Origin of the sequence: Massilia arenae (assembly GCF_008014745.1) — a bacterium.
Taxonomy (GTDB): domain Bacteria; phylum Pseudomonadota; class Gammaproteobacteria; order Burkholderiales; family Burkholderiaceae_D; genus Telluria; species Telluria arenae.
This window is the reverse complement of the sequence record NZ_VPFD01000008.1, coordinates 75,274-90,773: the sequence shown is the minus strand read 5'-3', so window position 1 is coordinate 90,773 and position 15,500 is coordinate 75,274. Positions and strand designations below refer to the sequence as shown.

Sequence of the window (15,500 nt, the reverse complement as noted above, 5' to 3'; positions counted from 1 at the left end):
ATCAGCCTTTCTTCGCTGCGTTGATCGCTTCGGCGAGAGTGCGGTGCACCAGGGCCACCTTGAACGCGTTGTCCTCGGTGGTGCGGGCGCCGGCCATCAGGCGATCCGACACCGCCTTGGCGCCTTGCGCCATCTGGCGTTCCGCCTCTTCGACGCGCCACGGCTTGTGGGCCACGCCGCCGACCGCCACGCGGCCGCTACCGTCGGGCAGGATCACGGTGGCCACCGACACCAGCGCGAAAGCATAGGAGGCGCGGTCGCGCACCTTGCGGTAGGCGTGCACGCCGCCCAAGGGCTTTGGCAATTTGACGGAAGTGATCAATTCGCCCGGTTCGAGCACGGTCTCGATATGCGGGGTGTTGCCCGGAAGGCGGTGGAAGTCGGCGATCGGGATGCTGCGCATGCTGCCGTCGGCCTTCACGGTTTCCACCTCGGCGTCGAGCAGACGCATGGCGATCGCCATATCGCTCGGGTGCACGGCGATGCAGGCTTCGCTGGCGCCGACTACCGCGTGGTGGCGGGTAAAGCCGCCGATGGCGGCGCAGCCGCTGCCCGGCTGGCGCTTGTTGCACTTCTGCGCCGTATCGTAGAAATAGGGGCAACGGGTGCGCTGCAGCAGGTTGCCCGAGGTGGTTGCCTTGTTGCGCAACTGGGTCGAGGCGCCCGCCAGCAGGGCGCGTGACAGCACGGCGTAATCCTTGCGCACGCGCGCGTCGGCCGCCAGGTCGGTATTGCGCACCAGGGCGCCCACGCGCAGGCCGCCATCCGAAGTCGGCTCGATCTTGTCGAAGCCCAGGCCGTTGACGTCGACCAGGGCGGTCGGGGTCTCGATCTCGAGTTTCATGAGGTCGAGCAGATTCGTGCCGCCAGCGATGAAGCGGGCGTTCGGGGTGCGGGCGACGAGCTGGGCGGCCTGGGCCGGCGAAGTGGCGCGCTGATAGGTAAATGCCTTCATGCCTTGACCCCTCCCACTTCGGTGATCGCGTCTATGATGTTCGAGTAGGCGCCACATCGGCAGATATTGCCGCTCATGCGTTCGCGGATCTCTTCCACGGACAGCAGTGGTTTTACGTTCAGGTCGGCGGTCACGTGGCTTGGAATGCCCTGGCGGATTTCCTCGATCACGGACACGCTGGCACAGATCTGACCGGGGGTACAGTAGCCGCACTGGTAGCCGTCGTGCTTGATGAAGGCGGCCTGCATCGGATGGAGCTTCTCAGGCGTGCCGAGGCCCTCGATGGTGGTGATGTTGGCGCCTTCGTGCATGACGGCCAGCGACAGGCAGGAATTGATGCGGCGGCCGTCCATGATGACGGTGCAGGCGCCGCACTGGCCCTGGTCGCAACCCTTCTTGGAACCGGTCAGGTGCAGGTGCTCGCGCAGCGCGTCGAGCAGGCTGGTGCGCGTGTCCAGCTGTAGGGTGACCGGCTTGCCGTTGACGGTGAAAGTGACGCCGGTGGTGACCGGCTCGGGAGTGGTGGTCGCGTCAGCCATTGGTGCGGCCTGCTGGGCATGCGCGCCCGGGACGGCCGCGGTCGATACCGACAGGGCGCCGGCGATCAACAGGTCGCGCCGGGTGAGCTTGACGTCGCTGAATTGGTCCATGCTTGTGGCTTCCTTCTCTAGAGTGCGTTGCCCACGCCTGTTCTCGGCGTCAATACTGCGGCGCCGACAGATGTGGAAGGGCTTGCGGAGTTGTCGAATTGATTCTAAGTCAGCTGCCGCGAAGGCCGCGTTCCCTTGAAACTTGAAGTTTCTTGAGGGCTGTAAATATCAGCCGACAGGGTGAGAAGTTGGGTAGAGATGGCGGCATGAATGGCCTGCGCGCCGGCCTGCGCGCCGGCCGGAGGCGCTGGCCGGCGCAATGGAGCAGAACGAGAGCGCTAAGCTATTGCTGAAGGACGTAGTCGCCCGGTGCCGGCGCCGTGTGTGGGATCGGCGCCGGCGGCGCGACATGCTTGCCGGCATGGCGTAAGAGCCATTGATCCCAGGCGGGCCACCAACTGCCTTCGAGCTGGGGCACGCGCGCCAGCCAGCGGTCGGGATCGATGTAGGGATCGTCATGGCGGTGCACAGCGATCTGGTAGCTGCGGTTGGGACTGCCCGGCGGGGCAACCACGCCGGCATTGTGGCCGCCGCTGGTGAGAATGAAAGTGATCTCGGTGTCGGTGAGCGGGATGATCTTGTACACCGAGCGCCATGGCGCGACGTGGTCGGTGAGCGTGCCGACTGCGCAGATCGGCACGTCGATATCGCTCAGCGAGACGGGATGCCCGCCTGCCACGTAGCGCGAACTGGCCAGGCTGTTACGCAGGAACAGGCGGTGCAGGTATTCGGCGTGCATGCGATAGGGCATGCGGGTGGCGTCGGCGTTCCAGGACATGAGGTCGCTCTCCTGCTCGGGCAGGTCGAGCAGGTAGTGGCGCAGGCGCCGCGACCAGATCAGGTCGTTGGAGCGCAGCAGCTGGAAGGCGCCGGCCATCTGGCGCGTGTCGAGGTAGCCCTGCTGCCACATGGCGGCTTCGAGGAAGCTGACCTGGCTGTCGTCGATGAACAGCGACAGCTCGCCGGGCTCGGTAAAGTCGACCTGGGCCGCCAGCAGCGAGATGCTGGCCAGGCGCCGGTCGTGGTCGCGCGCCATCGCGGCGGCGGCGATCGCGAGCAGGGTGCCGCCCAGGCAATAGCCGGCGGCATTGATCTTGCTGGCGCCGGTCTGGGCCACGATGGCGTCGAGCGCCGCAGTGATGCCCAGCTGGCGGTAGTCGTCCATGGTGAGGTCGCGGTCTTCGGCTTGCGGATTCTTCCAGGACACCATGTACACGGTATGGCCGCGCTCGACCAGGTAGCGCACCAGGGAATTGTGCGGCGACAGGTCGAGGATGTAGAACTTCATGATCCAGGCCGGCACGATCAACAGCGGCACTTCGTGCACGTCGGGGCCGACCGGGTCGTAGCGCAGCAGCTCGATGAGCCGGTTCTGCATCACCACCTTGCCTGGCGTGACGGCCACCTCGCGCCCCGGCCGGAAGTTGACCACGCGTGGCGTGCCTGCGAGCAGGCTTTGCACGTCGCGCCAGGCGCGCGCGGCGCCATTGGCCAGGTTCATCCCGCCGCTGGCCAGCACGGCGCGCTGCACGACGGGGTTGGTGGTGACGAAGTTCGACGGCGCCACGCAGTCGAGCATCTGCCGCGCGACGAAGGTGACGACATCGGCATGGTGCGGCGCGACGCCGCGCACGGTGGAGGTGGCGCGGTGCCACCACTGCTGGCTCAGCAGGAAGCCCTGGCTGAGCTGGTGCCAGGGCGAGGTGTTCCAGGCCGGATCGACGAAACGTTTATCCTGGGCCAGCGGCCGCACCAGGTCGGCGCCATCGGCGGCCGGCGTGACCAGGTATTGCAGCCAGCGCTGCCAGCCGAGGGTGGCGTCGGTCGCCAGCTCGTGCTGCTTGTCGGGCGACATCATGAGGTGGCTGGCCCAGTCGAACCAGGCCATGGCGAGCGCGGCCGGCGACAGGTTGCCGGTGAGGCGCCCAAGCCAGGCCCACAGTACGAGGTCGGCATGGACTTGCCCACCGGCGACCCGCGCATGGCGGTGGGTGCCGCCGAGCCAGGCACTGCCTTCGAGCCGGCGCGTGCTGCCGGCGGCATCGGGGCGGGCATTCGGGCGAGTATCGGGCGCCATGGCGGAGGCTCGCGGCATGCGGTTGCGCTCAGTGCGCGATCAGGAGCGGCGTCGTGCTGCCCGCCAGCAGGGAGCGGGTGACGCCGCCGAGGACGAACTCGCGGTAGCGGCTGTGGCCGAAGGCGCCTGTGACCAGCAAGCCGGCATCGTGCTCGCGCGCGACCTTCAGGAGCGCCTCGCCGGTGCTGCTGCGAGTGGTCTCGATAACGACGTCGACTTTGACCCCGTGGCGCGCCAGGTGCAGCGCCATGTCGGCGCCCGGTTCTTCTCCATGCATCTCGGCCATGGCGCCGGGATTGATGAGCGCGAGCTTGACTGCATCCGCCTGCCGTAGCAGGGGCAGGGCGGCGGAGATCGCGCGGATCGCCTGCATGCTGCCGTCCCAGCCGACGACGGCGGTGCCGGGCAGGGCCCGTTGTTTCCAGCCGGGCGGCACGACCAGCACGGGACGCGCGCCGTGCAGTGCGACGTATTCGGGCAAGCCGCGCGCCTGGGCCGGAATACCCGGCACGGCGATCGGCTCGCCGTCGCGGCTGACGATCACGAGGTCGGCGTAGCGCGATTCGAGCAGCAGGGCGTAGCGGGCGTCGTCTTCGAGCATACGCGTTTCGAAACTGTTGACGCCGTGACGCTGGACGGCGGTGCTGAATTCTTCGAGCCGCGCCTCGACCGCGTCGCGCACCCCGCTGAAATCGGATTCGGGCATCATCGGCGCGCCCATCGAGCCGACCAGCAGGGAATAGTCGAACCAGGAAATGCCGGTGGCGGCGCTGCCGACGAGGTGGGCGTCGAAGGCATTGGCAAGCAGGGCGCCGGCAACCAGGCGCGCCTCTTGCTCAGGACTGCCGTCGACATGAACCACGATGGTCTTGTACATGCTCGTTCCTTTCTTCTCGGTAAAAGCGGACTCGGGCGGATAGGCACGCCGGTATCCCGCCGAGGGGATGGACCCTGGACGGCATCTGGCCTATACGCTTGGATTACTTGAAGTCCACTTTATTCCCGGATCGGACGCGTGTCAGGGACGTGGTTGATGTGAATCAAAAAGCTGAGAAAGAAGGGGGAGATGAATGCTTGCAAGCATTGTCGGCAATGCGTACGACTGCTCTGACGCAAGGACGCGGTAGCGATTACCTCTTTTAGGCCTTGTGACTATCCGGCATGGCCGCATACTTATGTCATTACCGGCGAAGTGGTCGGTTCTCTTGTGTCTCCATCTCGGCCCTGCCGAGGACTTGGCCGTTGCCTGCTTCGTGCGGCAGCGGCCTTTTTTTAGCTGGAGGTGCCTGGGGCACGCGCCGCGACAAGGTCAGGCGCGGTGGACGGTTGCGGATCGCTGGTGATAGGCTTGGCGGCGTGCGCGCTCAGGTCGCCGGGAACGAGCACTTCCCAGTTCGTGCTGACCAGGTCGAGGACCATTTCTTCATGCCTGCCACAGCAGGTGCAGGTGCGCTGGTCTCGGTACGCGTTGTACTGCCAGGAATGGGTCGTCGAGAGCGCGCCCGTAATGGCAGAAAAGAACGATTTTGATGCCGAGAAAAATCCCATGATGCCCGCTAGAAGTTAACCTGGTCAGCGTATTACGGAACTTGTGAGTGCGCAAGATACTGAACGGGTATCGGCCTCAGTCTCTTGCTTCCGGATGTTCGAGTGTTGCGAAATGGATGAATCAAAGGCTGGACCACGGGCGTTGTGGTCGCTGGCGGCTCAGGCGACTTCGAGTGCTGTGCTCATTATGAGCAGTGCCGTTCTCACGACATCCTCTCTTTAGTTGGGCATGGGTAGATCTTGGCCAGGGCAGCCACGATGAGTGGTGCGGCACCTTTCTTCAACTGGTCCGCCGGCAGCGTCTCCATTTGCTCAGCGGCTAGATAGCTGAGCTCATGCCCAACGTGCTGCCCAGCCGGGCACCAGAGCAGGCCGACCGTGCCATCCATGACGCCATCCATATAGCCCATTGCCCGCTCGCGGCGAATCGAAGCAAGATCGCTGTCGGGCAGGGGGCGCATATCGCGCACAAACTGCTCGCCGGTCATCGCGGGAACATGTGGCGATTGCGGCGCTCCAACGGCTGGCGCGGCCCAAGCCAGAACCAGTGCGCCGAGCGCGCCTACGACACCCCTGTGTGGGGCTTCGCCTTTCAATTTTTCTATCGGATCTCCTTTTTATAGCCCACCCATATTCGCAGGGGGCTATGTATAGCAGATTGGCGCAGATCAACTCTCAATTGAAAGATGCGGATGAGCAAGACGGCCTTGTGGTTCGGCACTGGCTGGGCTGCAAGCGTCGCCTCAGCAAAGAGATGGCACGGATAGGTCAAAACAGCTTTAGCCTTCTCTTGTTAAAGGCTATAAAAAGGCTATAACTAATTTTTTGAACTCGGTCAGCTGGACCCCAAAAGCGGCCAAGCAGTTCAGAAAACTGGACAAGCTGGTACAGCTCCAGATTTCCTATGCAGTGACGAAGCTGGCGGCGATGCGGAATCTCCAGAACGTCAGGGCGCTGACGAACCACGCTAGCGGCTATCGCTTGCGAGTTGGCAGCTACAGGGCCTGTTTGACTGGGACGGGGAGATTAAAATCGTCGAAATCTACGAGGTGAGCAAACGAGATCGCAACCGTCGTACGCCAAGCAGGAGGCCAGCGACTCGCTGCGTCGTCCGACCGTTGGCAAGATCGCCAAGGCGCTCGGGATCTCAGTCGAGCAGCTCGAGTTCTGATCGATGCGGGCTAGCTGCGTTGCGCATGTGTCGAGGAGCGTCAATTCCAGGATATTCGACCCGAAAGCGGTCACGGACGTGGACGAAGTGGCTGGGATCCGGGCCGCGCAGGAACACTTGTTCCTACGACGCCGACGACCCAGAAATGTGTGCGCCACCGCGATGGCAAGCTGGTCAATCCGACGAGGTAGAAGAGGGTGGGGGGAAGTGCGCTTTTGCGGAAACGCCCGCAGTTTGCGGAAAAGCTGCAACAGTAAAACGAAGCAGGTACTTACCTGCAAAGCCGCGTAAATTCTTGGTGCCCGGAGCCGGAATCGAACCGGCACGCCATTGCTGGCAGCAGATTTTAAGTCTGCGGTGTCTACCAGTTTCACCATCCGGGCAACGCCCGAGATTCTAGCACAAGCGTGCTCAATTCGGAGCGGTTTGGCAACTTTATCCTCCTGATAAGCCCCTCCACGCGGCATGATCGCCCGCCGGTCCCTCCCAACCGGTCTCTTGCATCTTTGGAACCCCCGCCCGGATGGTGTAGCATGCCAACCGGCGTCACCCAAGCTGACGCTACCACTGGCAAGACCAAGCAAGGACAAGAATTGGACATCAAAATCAACGACGAGCTGCGGTCCTTCGTCGACCCGCTCACCGATATCGAATACGCCGCGCTCGAGCGCAGCCTGCAGACCGAGGGCTGCCGCGACGCCCTGGTGCTCTGGCGCGACACGCTGATCGACGGCCATAACCGCTACGAGATCTGCACGAAGCACAATATTCCCTTCCGCACCGTCCACAACAACAACTTCGCCTCGCTCGAAGACGTGATGCTGTGGATGATCGACAACCATCTGGCGCGCCGCAGTGTGTCGGACTTCCAGCGCGGCGTGCTCGCCCTGCGCAAGAAGGAACTCGTCGCGGCGCGGATGGCCGAGCAGCCGCCGCAGGAAGAGGGCGACAAGAACGCCCCGGCCGACGAGACCTCGCCGCCATGGAATACCCGCGAGGACGTTGCGCGCGCAGCCCGCGTCTCGAGCAATACCATCAGCCAGATCGAACGCATCCAGAAGGCCGCTACCCCGCAGTTGCGCGAGGCGGTTCGCACCGGCGCCATCTCGATCAATGCCGCCGCCAACGTGGCGCAGTTGCCGGAAGAGCAGCAGATCGCCGCCGTCGCCGGTGGCCGCAAGGAGTTGCAGCAGGCCGCGCGCCAGGTGCGTGAACAGAAGATGGCCACCCGTCCGAAAAAGGAAAAGGTCGAGCTCGATCCCGAAGACGAGCTCGCGGCCCTGCGCAAGGAAGTGGCAAGCCTCAAGGATCGCATGGCAACGCTGCTCACCGATAACCAGCGGCTCAAGCAGCGCCTGGCCAATGCCGGCCTGGACGACGAATAACACGACCTGAAGGAAGACCAAAGATGCGCATTCCACGTTCGTTCACGCCGCTCCTGCTGGGCTCTCTCCTGGCCGGACTGGGCGCCCCAGGACTCGCCGTCGCCCAGGCCAAGGCGCCGGCCAGTGCCGCGCCCGCAACGCAGGCGTTCAGCGCCGCCGACGTTGCGCGCTGGAAAGCGACCGCGCACCGGGTGACGATCATGCGCGACAAATGGGGCATTCCGCACATCTACGGCAGCACCGACGCCGACACCGTGTTCGGCATGCTGTACGCCCAGGCCGAGGACGACTTCAACCGCATCGAGCTCAACTACATCAATGCGATGGGGCGCCTGGCCGAGGTCGAGGGCGAGAAGGAAATCTGGCGCGACCTGCGCATGAAGATGTACATCCAGCCGGCCGAGATGCAGGCCAAGTACGCCGCCAGCCCAGCCTGGCTGAAGAATTTGATGAATTCCTTCGCCGACGGCCTGAACTATTACCTGCACACCCACCCCGAGGTCAAGCCAAAGCTCATCACGCGCTTCGAACCTTGGATGGCCCTGACGTTCAGCGAAGGCAGCATCGGCGGCGACATCGAATCGATCGACCTCAAGGAACTCGAACGCTTCTATGGCAAGCGTCCGGTGCTGGCCCAGGCCGGCGTCGACAAGGGTTTCGACCCAGAGCCGCGCGGCTCGAATGGCTTCGCGATTGCCCCCAAGCGCTCGGCCAGCGGCCATGCGCTCCTGATGATCAATCCGCACACCTCGTTCTATTTCCGTCCCGAGGTGCACATGGTCAGCGAGGAGGGGTTGAATGCCTACGGCGCCGTAACCTGGGGCCAGTTCTTCATCTACCAGGGCTTCAACGACAAATTGGGCTGGATGCACACCTCGGGCGGCGGCGACGTGATCGACGAATACCTCGAGACCGTGGTCGAGCGCGACGGCGAGTTCTTCTATAAATACGGCAAGCACGAAGGCCGGATGCGCACCGCGCAGATCAACCTGCCCTATAAAACGCCGAACGGCGGCATGGCCAGCCGCACCGTCACCGCCTATTTCACCCACCACGGCCCGGTCGTGCGCCAGGAGGGAAATAAATGGGTGTCGGTCAAGTTGATGGATGACCCGCTCAATGCGCTGACCCAGTCCTATACCCGTACCAAGGCGCGCGACTACAACGCTTTCTATAAGGCGATGGAGCTGCGGACCAATTCCTCGAATAACACGGTGTACGCCGACGCGCAGGGCAATATTGCCTACTTCCACGGCAATTTCATCCCGAAACGCGACCCGCGCTTCGACTGGACCCGCCCGGTCGACGGCAGCAATCCGGCCACCGAGTGGCAGGGTCTGCACGAGATCAAGGAAACGATCACCCTGCTGAACCCGGCCAGCGGCTACATCTCCAACACCAACAACTGGCCGTGTAATGCGGCCGGCGCCGGCAGCAGCCCGAAATGCGCGAGTTATCCGGCCTATATGTGGTCGCTGCCCGAGAATGCCCGTGGCCGCAACGCCGATCGCGTGTTCAAGGATGCCAAGGGCCTCACGATCGATGGCCTGATCGCGGCGTCCTACGATACGCGCCTGGCCGCGTTCGAGCCATTGGTGCCGGCGGTGGTGGCAGATTATGAAGCGCTGCACGACAGCGATGCGCGCAAGGCCGCGTTGCTTGAGCAAATCGCCGTGCTGCGCAACTGGAACCTGCGTTACGCGATCGATTCGGTGCCGACTTCGCTCGCGGTCTATTGGGGGCAAGAGATGGTGGCGGAGCATGGCGCGCGTGCGCGCGCCGAGAACATCCCGGCGGTCGATTACATCGCTTCCCGCCTGAGCCCGGCCGACCGCCTGGATGCGCTGGTGCGCGCCTCCAACAAGCTGCAGGCCGACTTCGGCGACTGGCGCACACCATGGGGCGAGATCAACCGTTTCCAGCGCATCAGCGGCGACGTCGACCAGCAGTATGACGACAGCAAGCCCAGCATTCCGGTCGCTTTCGCCTCGGCCAACTGGGGTTCGCTGGCCTCGTTCGGCATGTCGGCCAAGCAGAACACCAAACGTATCTATGGCGATCGCGGCAACAGCTTCGTCGCGGCGGTGGAGTTCGGCCCGCGCATCAAGGCCAAGAGCATCCTGGCCGGTGGCCAGAGCGGCGATCCGCGCTCGCCGCATTTCAACGACCAGGCGGCGATGTATGCGCGCGGCGAGTTCAAGGACGTGCTGTTCTACAAGGAAGACATCGAGCGCAACCTGGAGCGCAAATATCATCCGGGGCAGTAAGCCCACTACAGAAGGGACCGCGTGGAACTGAGCGAGAAGCAAAAAATGTTGGCTGGTATGCAGTATCACGCCAGCGATCCCGATCTGCGTGCCGAGCAGAATGCGACGGCTGCCTGGCTGGCGCGCTACAACGGCGCGCTGGGCGATCCGGCCAGCTGGCAGTCCTTGTTGGGGGAAAGGATCGCGCGCGCAGGGCAGGGCACGACCGTGCGTCCGCCTTTCCACTGCGACTACGGCTGGCACATCACGCTCGGCGCGCGCGTCTTCATCAATTTCGATTGTGTTTTCCTCGACGTCGCGCCGATCGTCATTGGCGACGATTGCCGCATCGGCCCGGGCGTGCACATCTATACCGCCGACCACCCGCGCGATCCGGCGCTGCGCCGCGCCGGCTTCGAATCCGGGCGGCCGGTCACCATCGGCCGCAACGTCTGGATCGGCGGCGGCGCCATCATCTTGCCGGGCGTGACGATCGGCGACGATGCCATCGTCGGCGCCGGCAGCGTGGTCACCCATGACGTGGCAGCAGGCGCCCAGGTGGCAGGCAATCCGGCGCAGCCGATTTCGGCCTGATCGCGGTCTCGTCCGGCGCTGAATGGCTGGCGGTGCCTGTTTCCCGCTTGCTATAATCCCAGCTTCGCATCAAAGGACAGCAAGGCAGGACAGGGCAGTGGCCAAACTCTATTTCAGGTACTCGGCGATGAACGCCGGCAAATCGACCGCCCTGTTGCAGGTCGCCCATAACTACGAAGAGCAGGGCCAGCAGGTCAAGCTCTATACGGCGGCGATCGACAACCGCTACGGCGTCGGCCTGATCACCTCGCGCCTGGGCGCCCAGCGCAATGCCGAGGTGTTCGAGACCGAGACCAATTTCCTTGAGCAAGTGTCCGGCGTGGCTTGCCTGCTGGTCGATGAATCTCAATTCCTTACCAGCGCCCAGGTCAGCCAGTTGCACCAGCTGGCGCAGGTGCGCGGCGTGCCCGTCATCTGTTATGGACTGCGCAGCGATTTCCGCGGCGAACCGTTCCCCGGTTCGGCCTACCTGCTGGCGCTGGCCGACGATATCGAGGAAATCAAGAATATCTGCACCTGCGGCAAGAAGGCGACCATGAATATCCGCGTTGACGAACAGGGCCGCCGCATCCGCGAAGGCGAACAGGTCAGCATCGGCGGCAACGAAAGCTACCGCCAGGCCTGCGGGCGCTGTTTCTATTCGGCCTGAGCCCGCCATGTCCTTCGCTTGCGGCGCCTGGCTCCCGGTCGCCGCCTGCGCCGCGGCCGGGCCCGCGCTCGACATCTTTGTTTACCTGATTCCTTCGGCCGCGCTGGCCGTGCTGCTGTGGATCGCCTCCAGCGCCCATCCCGCCTTCTTCGTCTTCACCGCCGCCGGCACCCTGTGCCATGAGCTCGCCCATTTCTCGGTGGGCTTGCTGACCAATGCCGAACCAGTCGGGATGAGCGTCTTCCCGCGCCGCATCAAGCGGCCCAAGGGAGGGCATAACTGGGAACTCGGTTCGGTCACCTTCGCCAACCTGCGCTGGTATAACGCGGCCCCGGCCGCGCTGGCGCCGCTGCTGGTGCTGCTGGTGCCGCTCGGCGTGGCGTGGTGGCGCACGCGTGGGGGGCTGGCCTTCGAGCCGGTCGACCTGGCCATCATGTTCTTCCTCGCGCCCCAGTTCCTGTCATTCTGGCCATCGCCGGTCGACTGGAGGCTGGCGGCCCGGTCCTGGCCTTGGGCGCCGCTGCTGGCGCTGGTCCTGGCATGCTGGTATTTCAAGGATGCGGCCTTGGGTATTATCAAGGCGTAAATACTCGGAAATAAATCGCTTACGGCAGACTTAATTTGCGGCGATTCCGGCGTTTCAAGTGGGACAAGCCGCCTCTGGCACGTGGTTCTATCCTGTAGAATGGATCGCAAAGCGCGGTATGGCTGGCTTATCGATATTTGGTCATGTCGCATCCGCAAGGAATTCCGTACGGAGAAACGCAGAATGAAGAAGCACGTGCTCATCGCCGCCATGGCTTTTGCCATGTCCGCCCATGTGGTGACCGCACAGCCCGAGAAATCGGCTGCCATCGCAACGCCCGCGGCGCCCGCCAAGGCCCCAGACTCCACCAAGAAAACCGCCGCGGCCCCCGCTTCGCTCGAGATGAAGCCGATTGCTGCCCAGACCCAGGCCGCCCTGTGGGCCTCGCGCGTGCTGGGCCGCTACCACTACAGTCCGGTGCCGCTGGACGACGCGATGTCGGCCAAGATCTTCGACAGTTACTTCGATGGGCTCGACGGCGAGAAGCTGTACTTCGCGCAGGCCGACCTGGATCAATTCGCCGCGCTGCGCACCCAGATGGACGACGCCATCAACAACGAAGACCTGACCGCGCCGTTCGCCATCTACAACCTTTACCAGAAGCGCTTTGCCGAACGCATGGCCTATGCGCGCGGCCTGCTCAAGACCAACTTCGATTTCACCACCGAAGAGACGATGGAGCTCGACCGCGAGAAGGCGTCCTGGGCCAAGAGTGAGGACGAAATCCGCGACCTGTGGCGCAAGCGCGTCAAGAACGACTGGCTGCGCCTCAAACTGGCGGGCAAGGACGACAAATCGATCCGCGAAACGCTCGATAAACGCTACGACAACTACGTCAACCGCATCCGCAAGCTGAACAACGAGGACGTGTTCCAGATGTTCATGAACGCGTATGCGACCGCGATCGAGCCGCACACCAACTACCTCGGCCCACGCTCGGCCGACAACTTCGACATCGCGATGCGCCTGTCGCTCGAAGGCATCGGCTGCGTGCTGCAGTCGCGCGACGACTACACCATCATCCGCGAGATCGTGCCCGGCAGCCCGGCCGACAAGTCCGGCAAGCTTAAGGTCGGCGACCGCATCGTCGGCGTGGCCCAGGGCGACAAGCCGTTCGTCGACGTGCTGGGCTGGCGCCTGGACGACGTGGTGGCGCTGGTGCGTGGCGAGAAAGGTTCGACCGTGCGCCTGGACGTCATCCCCGGCGCCGGCGGCGTCGACGCCAAGCACATGACCGTCACGATGGTGCGCCACAAGATCAGCATGGAAGAGCAGGCCGCCAAGAAGTCGATCATCAAGGTCAAGGAAAACGGCGTTGAGCGCCGCATCGGCGTCATTGCGCTGCCGACCTTCTATCAGGACTTCGAAGCGCGCCGCAAGGGCGACCGCGAGTTCCGCAGCGCGACCCGCGACGTCGAACGCATCCTGGTCGAACTCAAGAAAGAGAAGGTCGACAACGTCCTGATCGACTTGCGCAATAACGGCGGCGGCTCGCTGACCGAGGCGGTCGAGCTGACCGGCCTGTTCATCGACAAGGGACCGGTCGTCATGCAGCGCACCGCCGAAGGCCGGGTCGAAGTCGAAAGCGACACTAAACCCGGCCTGGCCTGGGACGGTCCGATGGGCGTGCTGATCAACCGCGGTTCGGCTTCGGCGTCCGAGATCTTTGCGGCGGCGATCCAGGATTACGGCCGTGGCCTCGTGATCGGCGAACCGAGCTTCGGCAAGGGCACGGTCCAGACACTGATCGACCTCGACCGCTTTGCGCCGAACGAAAAGATGCGCTATGGCGAGCTGAAGATGACCATCGCCCAGTTCTTCCGCATCAATGGCGGCACCACCCAGCTGCGCGGCGTGACGCCGGACATCAAGCTGCCGGTGCTGACCGATCTGGACACCTTTGGCGAATCGTCCTACGACAATGCCTTGCCATGGGTGGCGATCAAGCCGGCGCAATACATGCCGCTGGGCGACCTGAAGGAACTTGTCGCACCGCTGCAGAAGCGCCATGAAGAACGCATTGCCAACGACAAGGACTTCCAGTTCCTGCAAGAAGACATCAACGAGGTGCTGAAGCTGCGCAAGGAGAATGTCATCTCGCTGAACGAGGCAGTGCGCCGCAAGGAGCGCGATGCCCAGGATGCCCGCTCGAAGCTGCGCGAAGCACGGCTGGCTGGCACCTCGGCCACGCCGGGCGAGCCTTCCAGCGGTCCGGGCAGCGCGGAGAAGCGCGCCGAGGCGCCGGACCCGACCAAGCCCGAGAAATCGGTGGTTGCCCTGCGCGGCACCCCGCGCCAGGACGATGGCCTGCAAGGCGACGAGCGAGATCTCCAGGCCGAACTGGCGGCCGAGAAGGCGGCCAAGGACGCCAAGGACGTGATGCTGCAAGAAGCGGCCAATATCCTGGCGGACGAGGTCGGCATGCTGAAGACCGATACCCGGATGGCGTCGCGCGTCATGCCGTATATGACGGTGGTTGACAGCAAGTAATAACCTACGAAGCGCGGCATAACGTCGCGCGATGCCATGAAAGGCCACGCCGTGACGGTGTGGCCTTTTTTCTGCTGCTCAAAACAATTCGTTTCCATCACGTTTCTTGCCAGAATAACTAGCAAGTTTATCAGGGTGCACACCGCATCCTCCAGCGCCCCCTTCGAAAGTACATGTTCTGGCAGTAACGCTCCTAATAAAATGAACTTGCTGTCAGTAGATAGATTGGAGGCACAGAACGACTATAACTCAGCAATAAAATCGCATGCACGATTTGCGGTTGATCAAAACTTAAGTTTTTTTGGTTTGTGATACGATAACTCTGTAGTTGTAAAAATAATAATCCTCACTTCTCTTAGGAGTTATCTTCATGTCAACACGTCACCTCGTTGTTGCTGCCCTGCTGGCCTGCGCCGGTGCAGCCCAGGCAGATGTCGTCTCCACGACAGGCTTCCAGAATGGATGGACCGCCGGGAACGGCACCAGTGTGATCGGTTCGGGTGTGCTGGGTAGTGACGTTAGCCTAGTTGGCGGCGTCGCACACGGCACCACTGGCAACCTGATCGGCAAGGCCAGCGCCAGCCTGTCGTCCGCCGATGCACAGAAACTCTTCGTTCAGCAAGGCATCGACGCCGCCTATGTGCTGAGCGCCGGTAACGGCCTGCTGGCGGCCCGTTACGGTAATTCGGTCTCGGTCATCAACGATGGCGACGGCGTGAAGATCGTGCCTGGCCAGAATGGGGGGGGCGGCAGCGTCGCTCCTGGCGCACCAGCGGCCGGCGCCCCGGCTGCCGGCGGTGGCGGTGGCGGTGGCGGTGGTGGCAGCGGTGCCCCGGTCGGCGGTGGCGGCGCCCCAGTGGGTGGCGCCAGCCCGGCCCCTGGCGGCAATAGCGGCAGCCCTGCCACGCCAGGCACGGGCAGCGACAGCGGTGGCGGCAACGTGACCGTGCCGGCGCCGGATGCCGATCCGGTCTTCACCCTGCCGGTCCAGGACCAGATCGGCGCACTGCCGGACGAAGTCAACGCCGTGCCGGAACCAGGCACCATCGCACTGATGCTGGCTGGCCTGGTGGGCGCCGGCGCCTTCTCGCGTCGCCGCAACGCCAAGCAGTAATCGGCTTCCTGGCCTGGCCTGGTCGCGTCGCGCCC

The 15,500-nt window shown here is 63.7% G+C and carries 13 protein-coding genes and 1 tRNA gene; 7 read left to right on the top strand and 7 right to left on the bottom strand.

Going from position 1 to position 15,500, the window contains the following annotated elements:
- Position 1 precedes the first annotated feature (1 nt).
- The 7 genes from FVD38_RS09390 to FVD38_RS09355 all read right to left on the bottom strand — a co-directional run bounded on the left by FVD38_RS09390 (position 2) and on the right by FVD38_RS09355 (position 6,784).
- Positions 2-955 (bottom strand): FAD binding domain-containing protein, encoded by a 954-nt coding sequence (locus FVD38_RS09390; RefSeq protein WP_147934571.1) that lies wholly within the window; start codon positions 953-955, stop codon positions 2-4.
- Complete coding sequence (gene paoA / locus FVD38_RS09385; protein WP_147934570.1) at positions 952-1,605, bottom strand: aldehyde dehydrogenase iron-sulfur subunit PaoA; 654 nt, start codon at positions 1,603-1,605, stop codon at positions 952-954. Before paoA ends, FVD38_RS09390 begins: the two co-directional genes overlap by 4 nt.
- Before the next feature lie 283 nt (positions 1,606-1,888).
- The gene (locus FVD38_RS09380; RefSeq protein WP_229493544.1) at positions 1,889-3,700 is read right to left on the bottom strand and encodes a PHA/PHB synthase family protein; all 1,812 of its coding nucleotides are present in this window, start codon (positions 3,698-3,700) and stop codon (positions 1,889-1,891) included.
- Positions 3,701-3,710: 10 nt separating this feature from the next.
- A complete protein-coding gene (locus tag FVD38_RS09375) occupies positions 3,711-4,559 on the bottom strand; it encodes a universal stress protein (protein WP_147934569.1) in 849 nt (282 codons plus the stop codon).
- A 395-nt stretch (positions 4,560-4,954) separates the two neighbouring features.
- The gene (locus FVD38_RS09370) at positions 4,955-5,230 is read right to left on the bottom strand and encodes a hypothetical protein (protein WP_147934568.1); all 276 of its coding nucleotides are present in this window, start codon (positions 5,228-5,230) and stop codon (positions 4,955-4,957) included.
- 203 nt (positions 5,231-5,433) lie between these two features.
- Positions 5,434-5,718, bottom strand: a complete 285-nt coding sequence (locus FVD38_RS09365) for a Rap1a/Tai family immunity protein (protein WP_147934567.1) — start codon at positions 5,716-5,718, stop codon at positions 5,434-5,436.
- Positions 5,719-6,697: 979 nt separating this feature from the next.
- A tRNA-Leu gene (locus FVD38_RS09355) sits at positions 6,698-6,784 on the bottom strand.
- 210 nt (positions 6,785-6,994) lie between these two features.
- Between FVD38_RS09355 and FVD38_RS09350 the strand changes: the two genes are divergently transcribed.
- The 7 genes from FVD38_RS09350 (at position 6,995) to FVD38_RS26440 (ending at position 15,465) form a co-directional block, all read left to right on the top strand.
- Positions 6,995-7,786: a ParB N-terminal domain-containing protein gene (locus tag FVD38_RS09350; protein WP_147934566.1), complete on the top strand. Its 792-nt coding sequence runs from the start codon at positions 6,995-6,997 to the stop codon at positions 7,784-7,786.
- A 23-nt stretch (positions 7,787-7,809) separates the two neighbouring features.
- Positions 7,810-10,053, top strand: a complete 2,244-nt coding sequence (locus FVD38_RS09345; RefSeq protein WP_147934565.1) for a penicillin acylase family protein — start codon at positions 7,810-7,812, stop codon at positions 10,051-10,053.
- 45 nt (positions 10,054-10,098) lie between these two features.
- Entirely contained in the window at positions 10,099-10,626 is a 528-nt protein-coding gene (locus FVD38_RS09340) for a sugar O-acetyltransferase (protein ID WP_308616798.1), read from the top strand.
- A 97-nt stretch (positions 10,627-10,723) separates the two neighbouring features.
- Positions 10,724-11,275, top strand: coding sequence for a thymidine kinase (locus FVD38_RS09335; RefSeq protein ID WP_147934563.1), 552 nt, complete (start codon positions 10,724-10,726; stop codon positions 11,273-11,275).
- A gap of 7 nt (positions 11,276-11,282) precedes the next feature.
- A complete protein-coding gene (locus FVD38_RS09330; RefSeq protein WP_147934562.1) occupies positions 11,283-11,861 on the top strand; it encodes a hypothetical protein in 579 nt (192 codons plus the stop codon).
- A gap of 183 nt (positions 11,862-12,044) precedes the next feature.
- Entirely contained in the window at positions 12,045-14,351 is a 2,307-nt protein-coding gene (locus FVD38_RS09325) for a carboxy terminal-processing peptidase (RefSeq protein WP_147934561.1), read from the top strand.
- 370 nt (positions 14,352-14,721) lie between these two features.
- Entirely contained in the window at positions 14,722-15,465 is a 744-nt protein-coding gene (locus FVD38_RS26440) for a PEP-CTERM sorting domain-containing protein (protein ID WP_187271526.1), read from the top strand.
- Positions 15,466-15,500 lie beyond the last annotated feature (35 nt).

Bases quoted from the DNA above. Each gene is read 5' to 3' on its own strand.
- FVD38_RS09340 (WP_308616798.1), top strand. From the start codon at position 10,099: ATGTTGGCTGGTATGCAGTATCACGCCAGCGATCCCGATCTGCGTGCC.
- FVD38_RS09325 (WP_147934561.1), top strand. From the start codon at position 12,045: ATGAAGAAGCACGTGCTCATCGCCGCCATGGCTTTTGCCATGTCCGCC.
- FVD38_RS09330 (WP_147934562.1), top strand. From the start codon at position 11,283: ATGTCCTTCGCTTGCGGCGCCTGGCTCCCGGTCGCCGCCTGCGCCGCG.
- FVD38_RS09375 (WP_147934569.1), bottom strand. From the start codon at position 4,559: ATGTACAAGACCATCGTGGTTCATGTCGACGGCAGTCCTGAGCAAGAG.
- paoA (WP_147934570.1), bottom strand. From the start codon at position 1,605: ATGGACCAATTCAGCGACGTCAAGCTCACCCGGCGCGACCTGTTGATC.
- FVD38_RS09380 (WP_229493544.1), bottom strand. From the start codon at position 3,700: ATGCCGCGAGCCTCCGCCATGGCGCCCGATACTCGCCCGAATGCCCGC.
- FVD38_RS26440 (WP_187271526.1), top strand. From the start codon at position 14,722: ATGTCAACACGTCACCTCGTTGTTGCTGCCCTGCTGGCCTGCGCCGGT.
- FVD38_RS09390 (WP_147934571.1), bottom strand. From the start codon at position 955: ATGAAGGCATTTACCTATCAGCGCGCCACTTCGCCGGCCCAGGCCGCC.
- FVD38_RS09370 (WP_147934568.1), bottom strand. From the start codon at position 5,230: ATGGGATTTTTCTCGGCATCAAAATCGTTCTTTTCTGCCATTACGGGC.
- FVD38_RS09365 (WP_147934567.1), bottom strand. From the start codon at position 5,718: ATGACCGGCGAGCAGTTTGTGCGCGATATGCGCCCCCTGCCCGACAGC.
- FVD38_RS09345 (WP_147934565.1), top strand. From the start codon at position 7,810: ATGCGCATTCCACGTTCGTTCACGCCGCTCCTGCTGGGCTCTCTCCTG.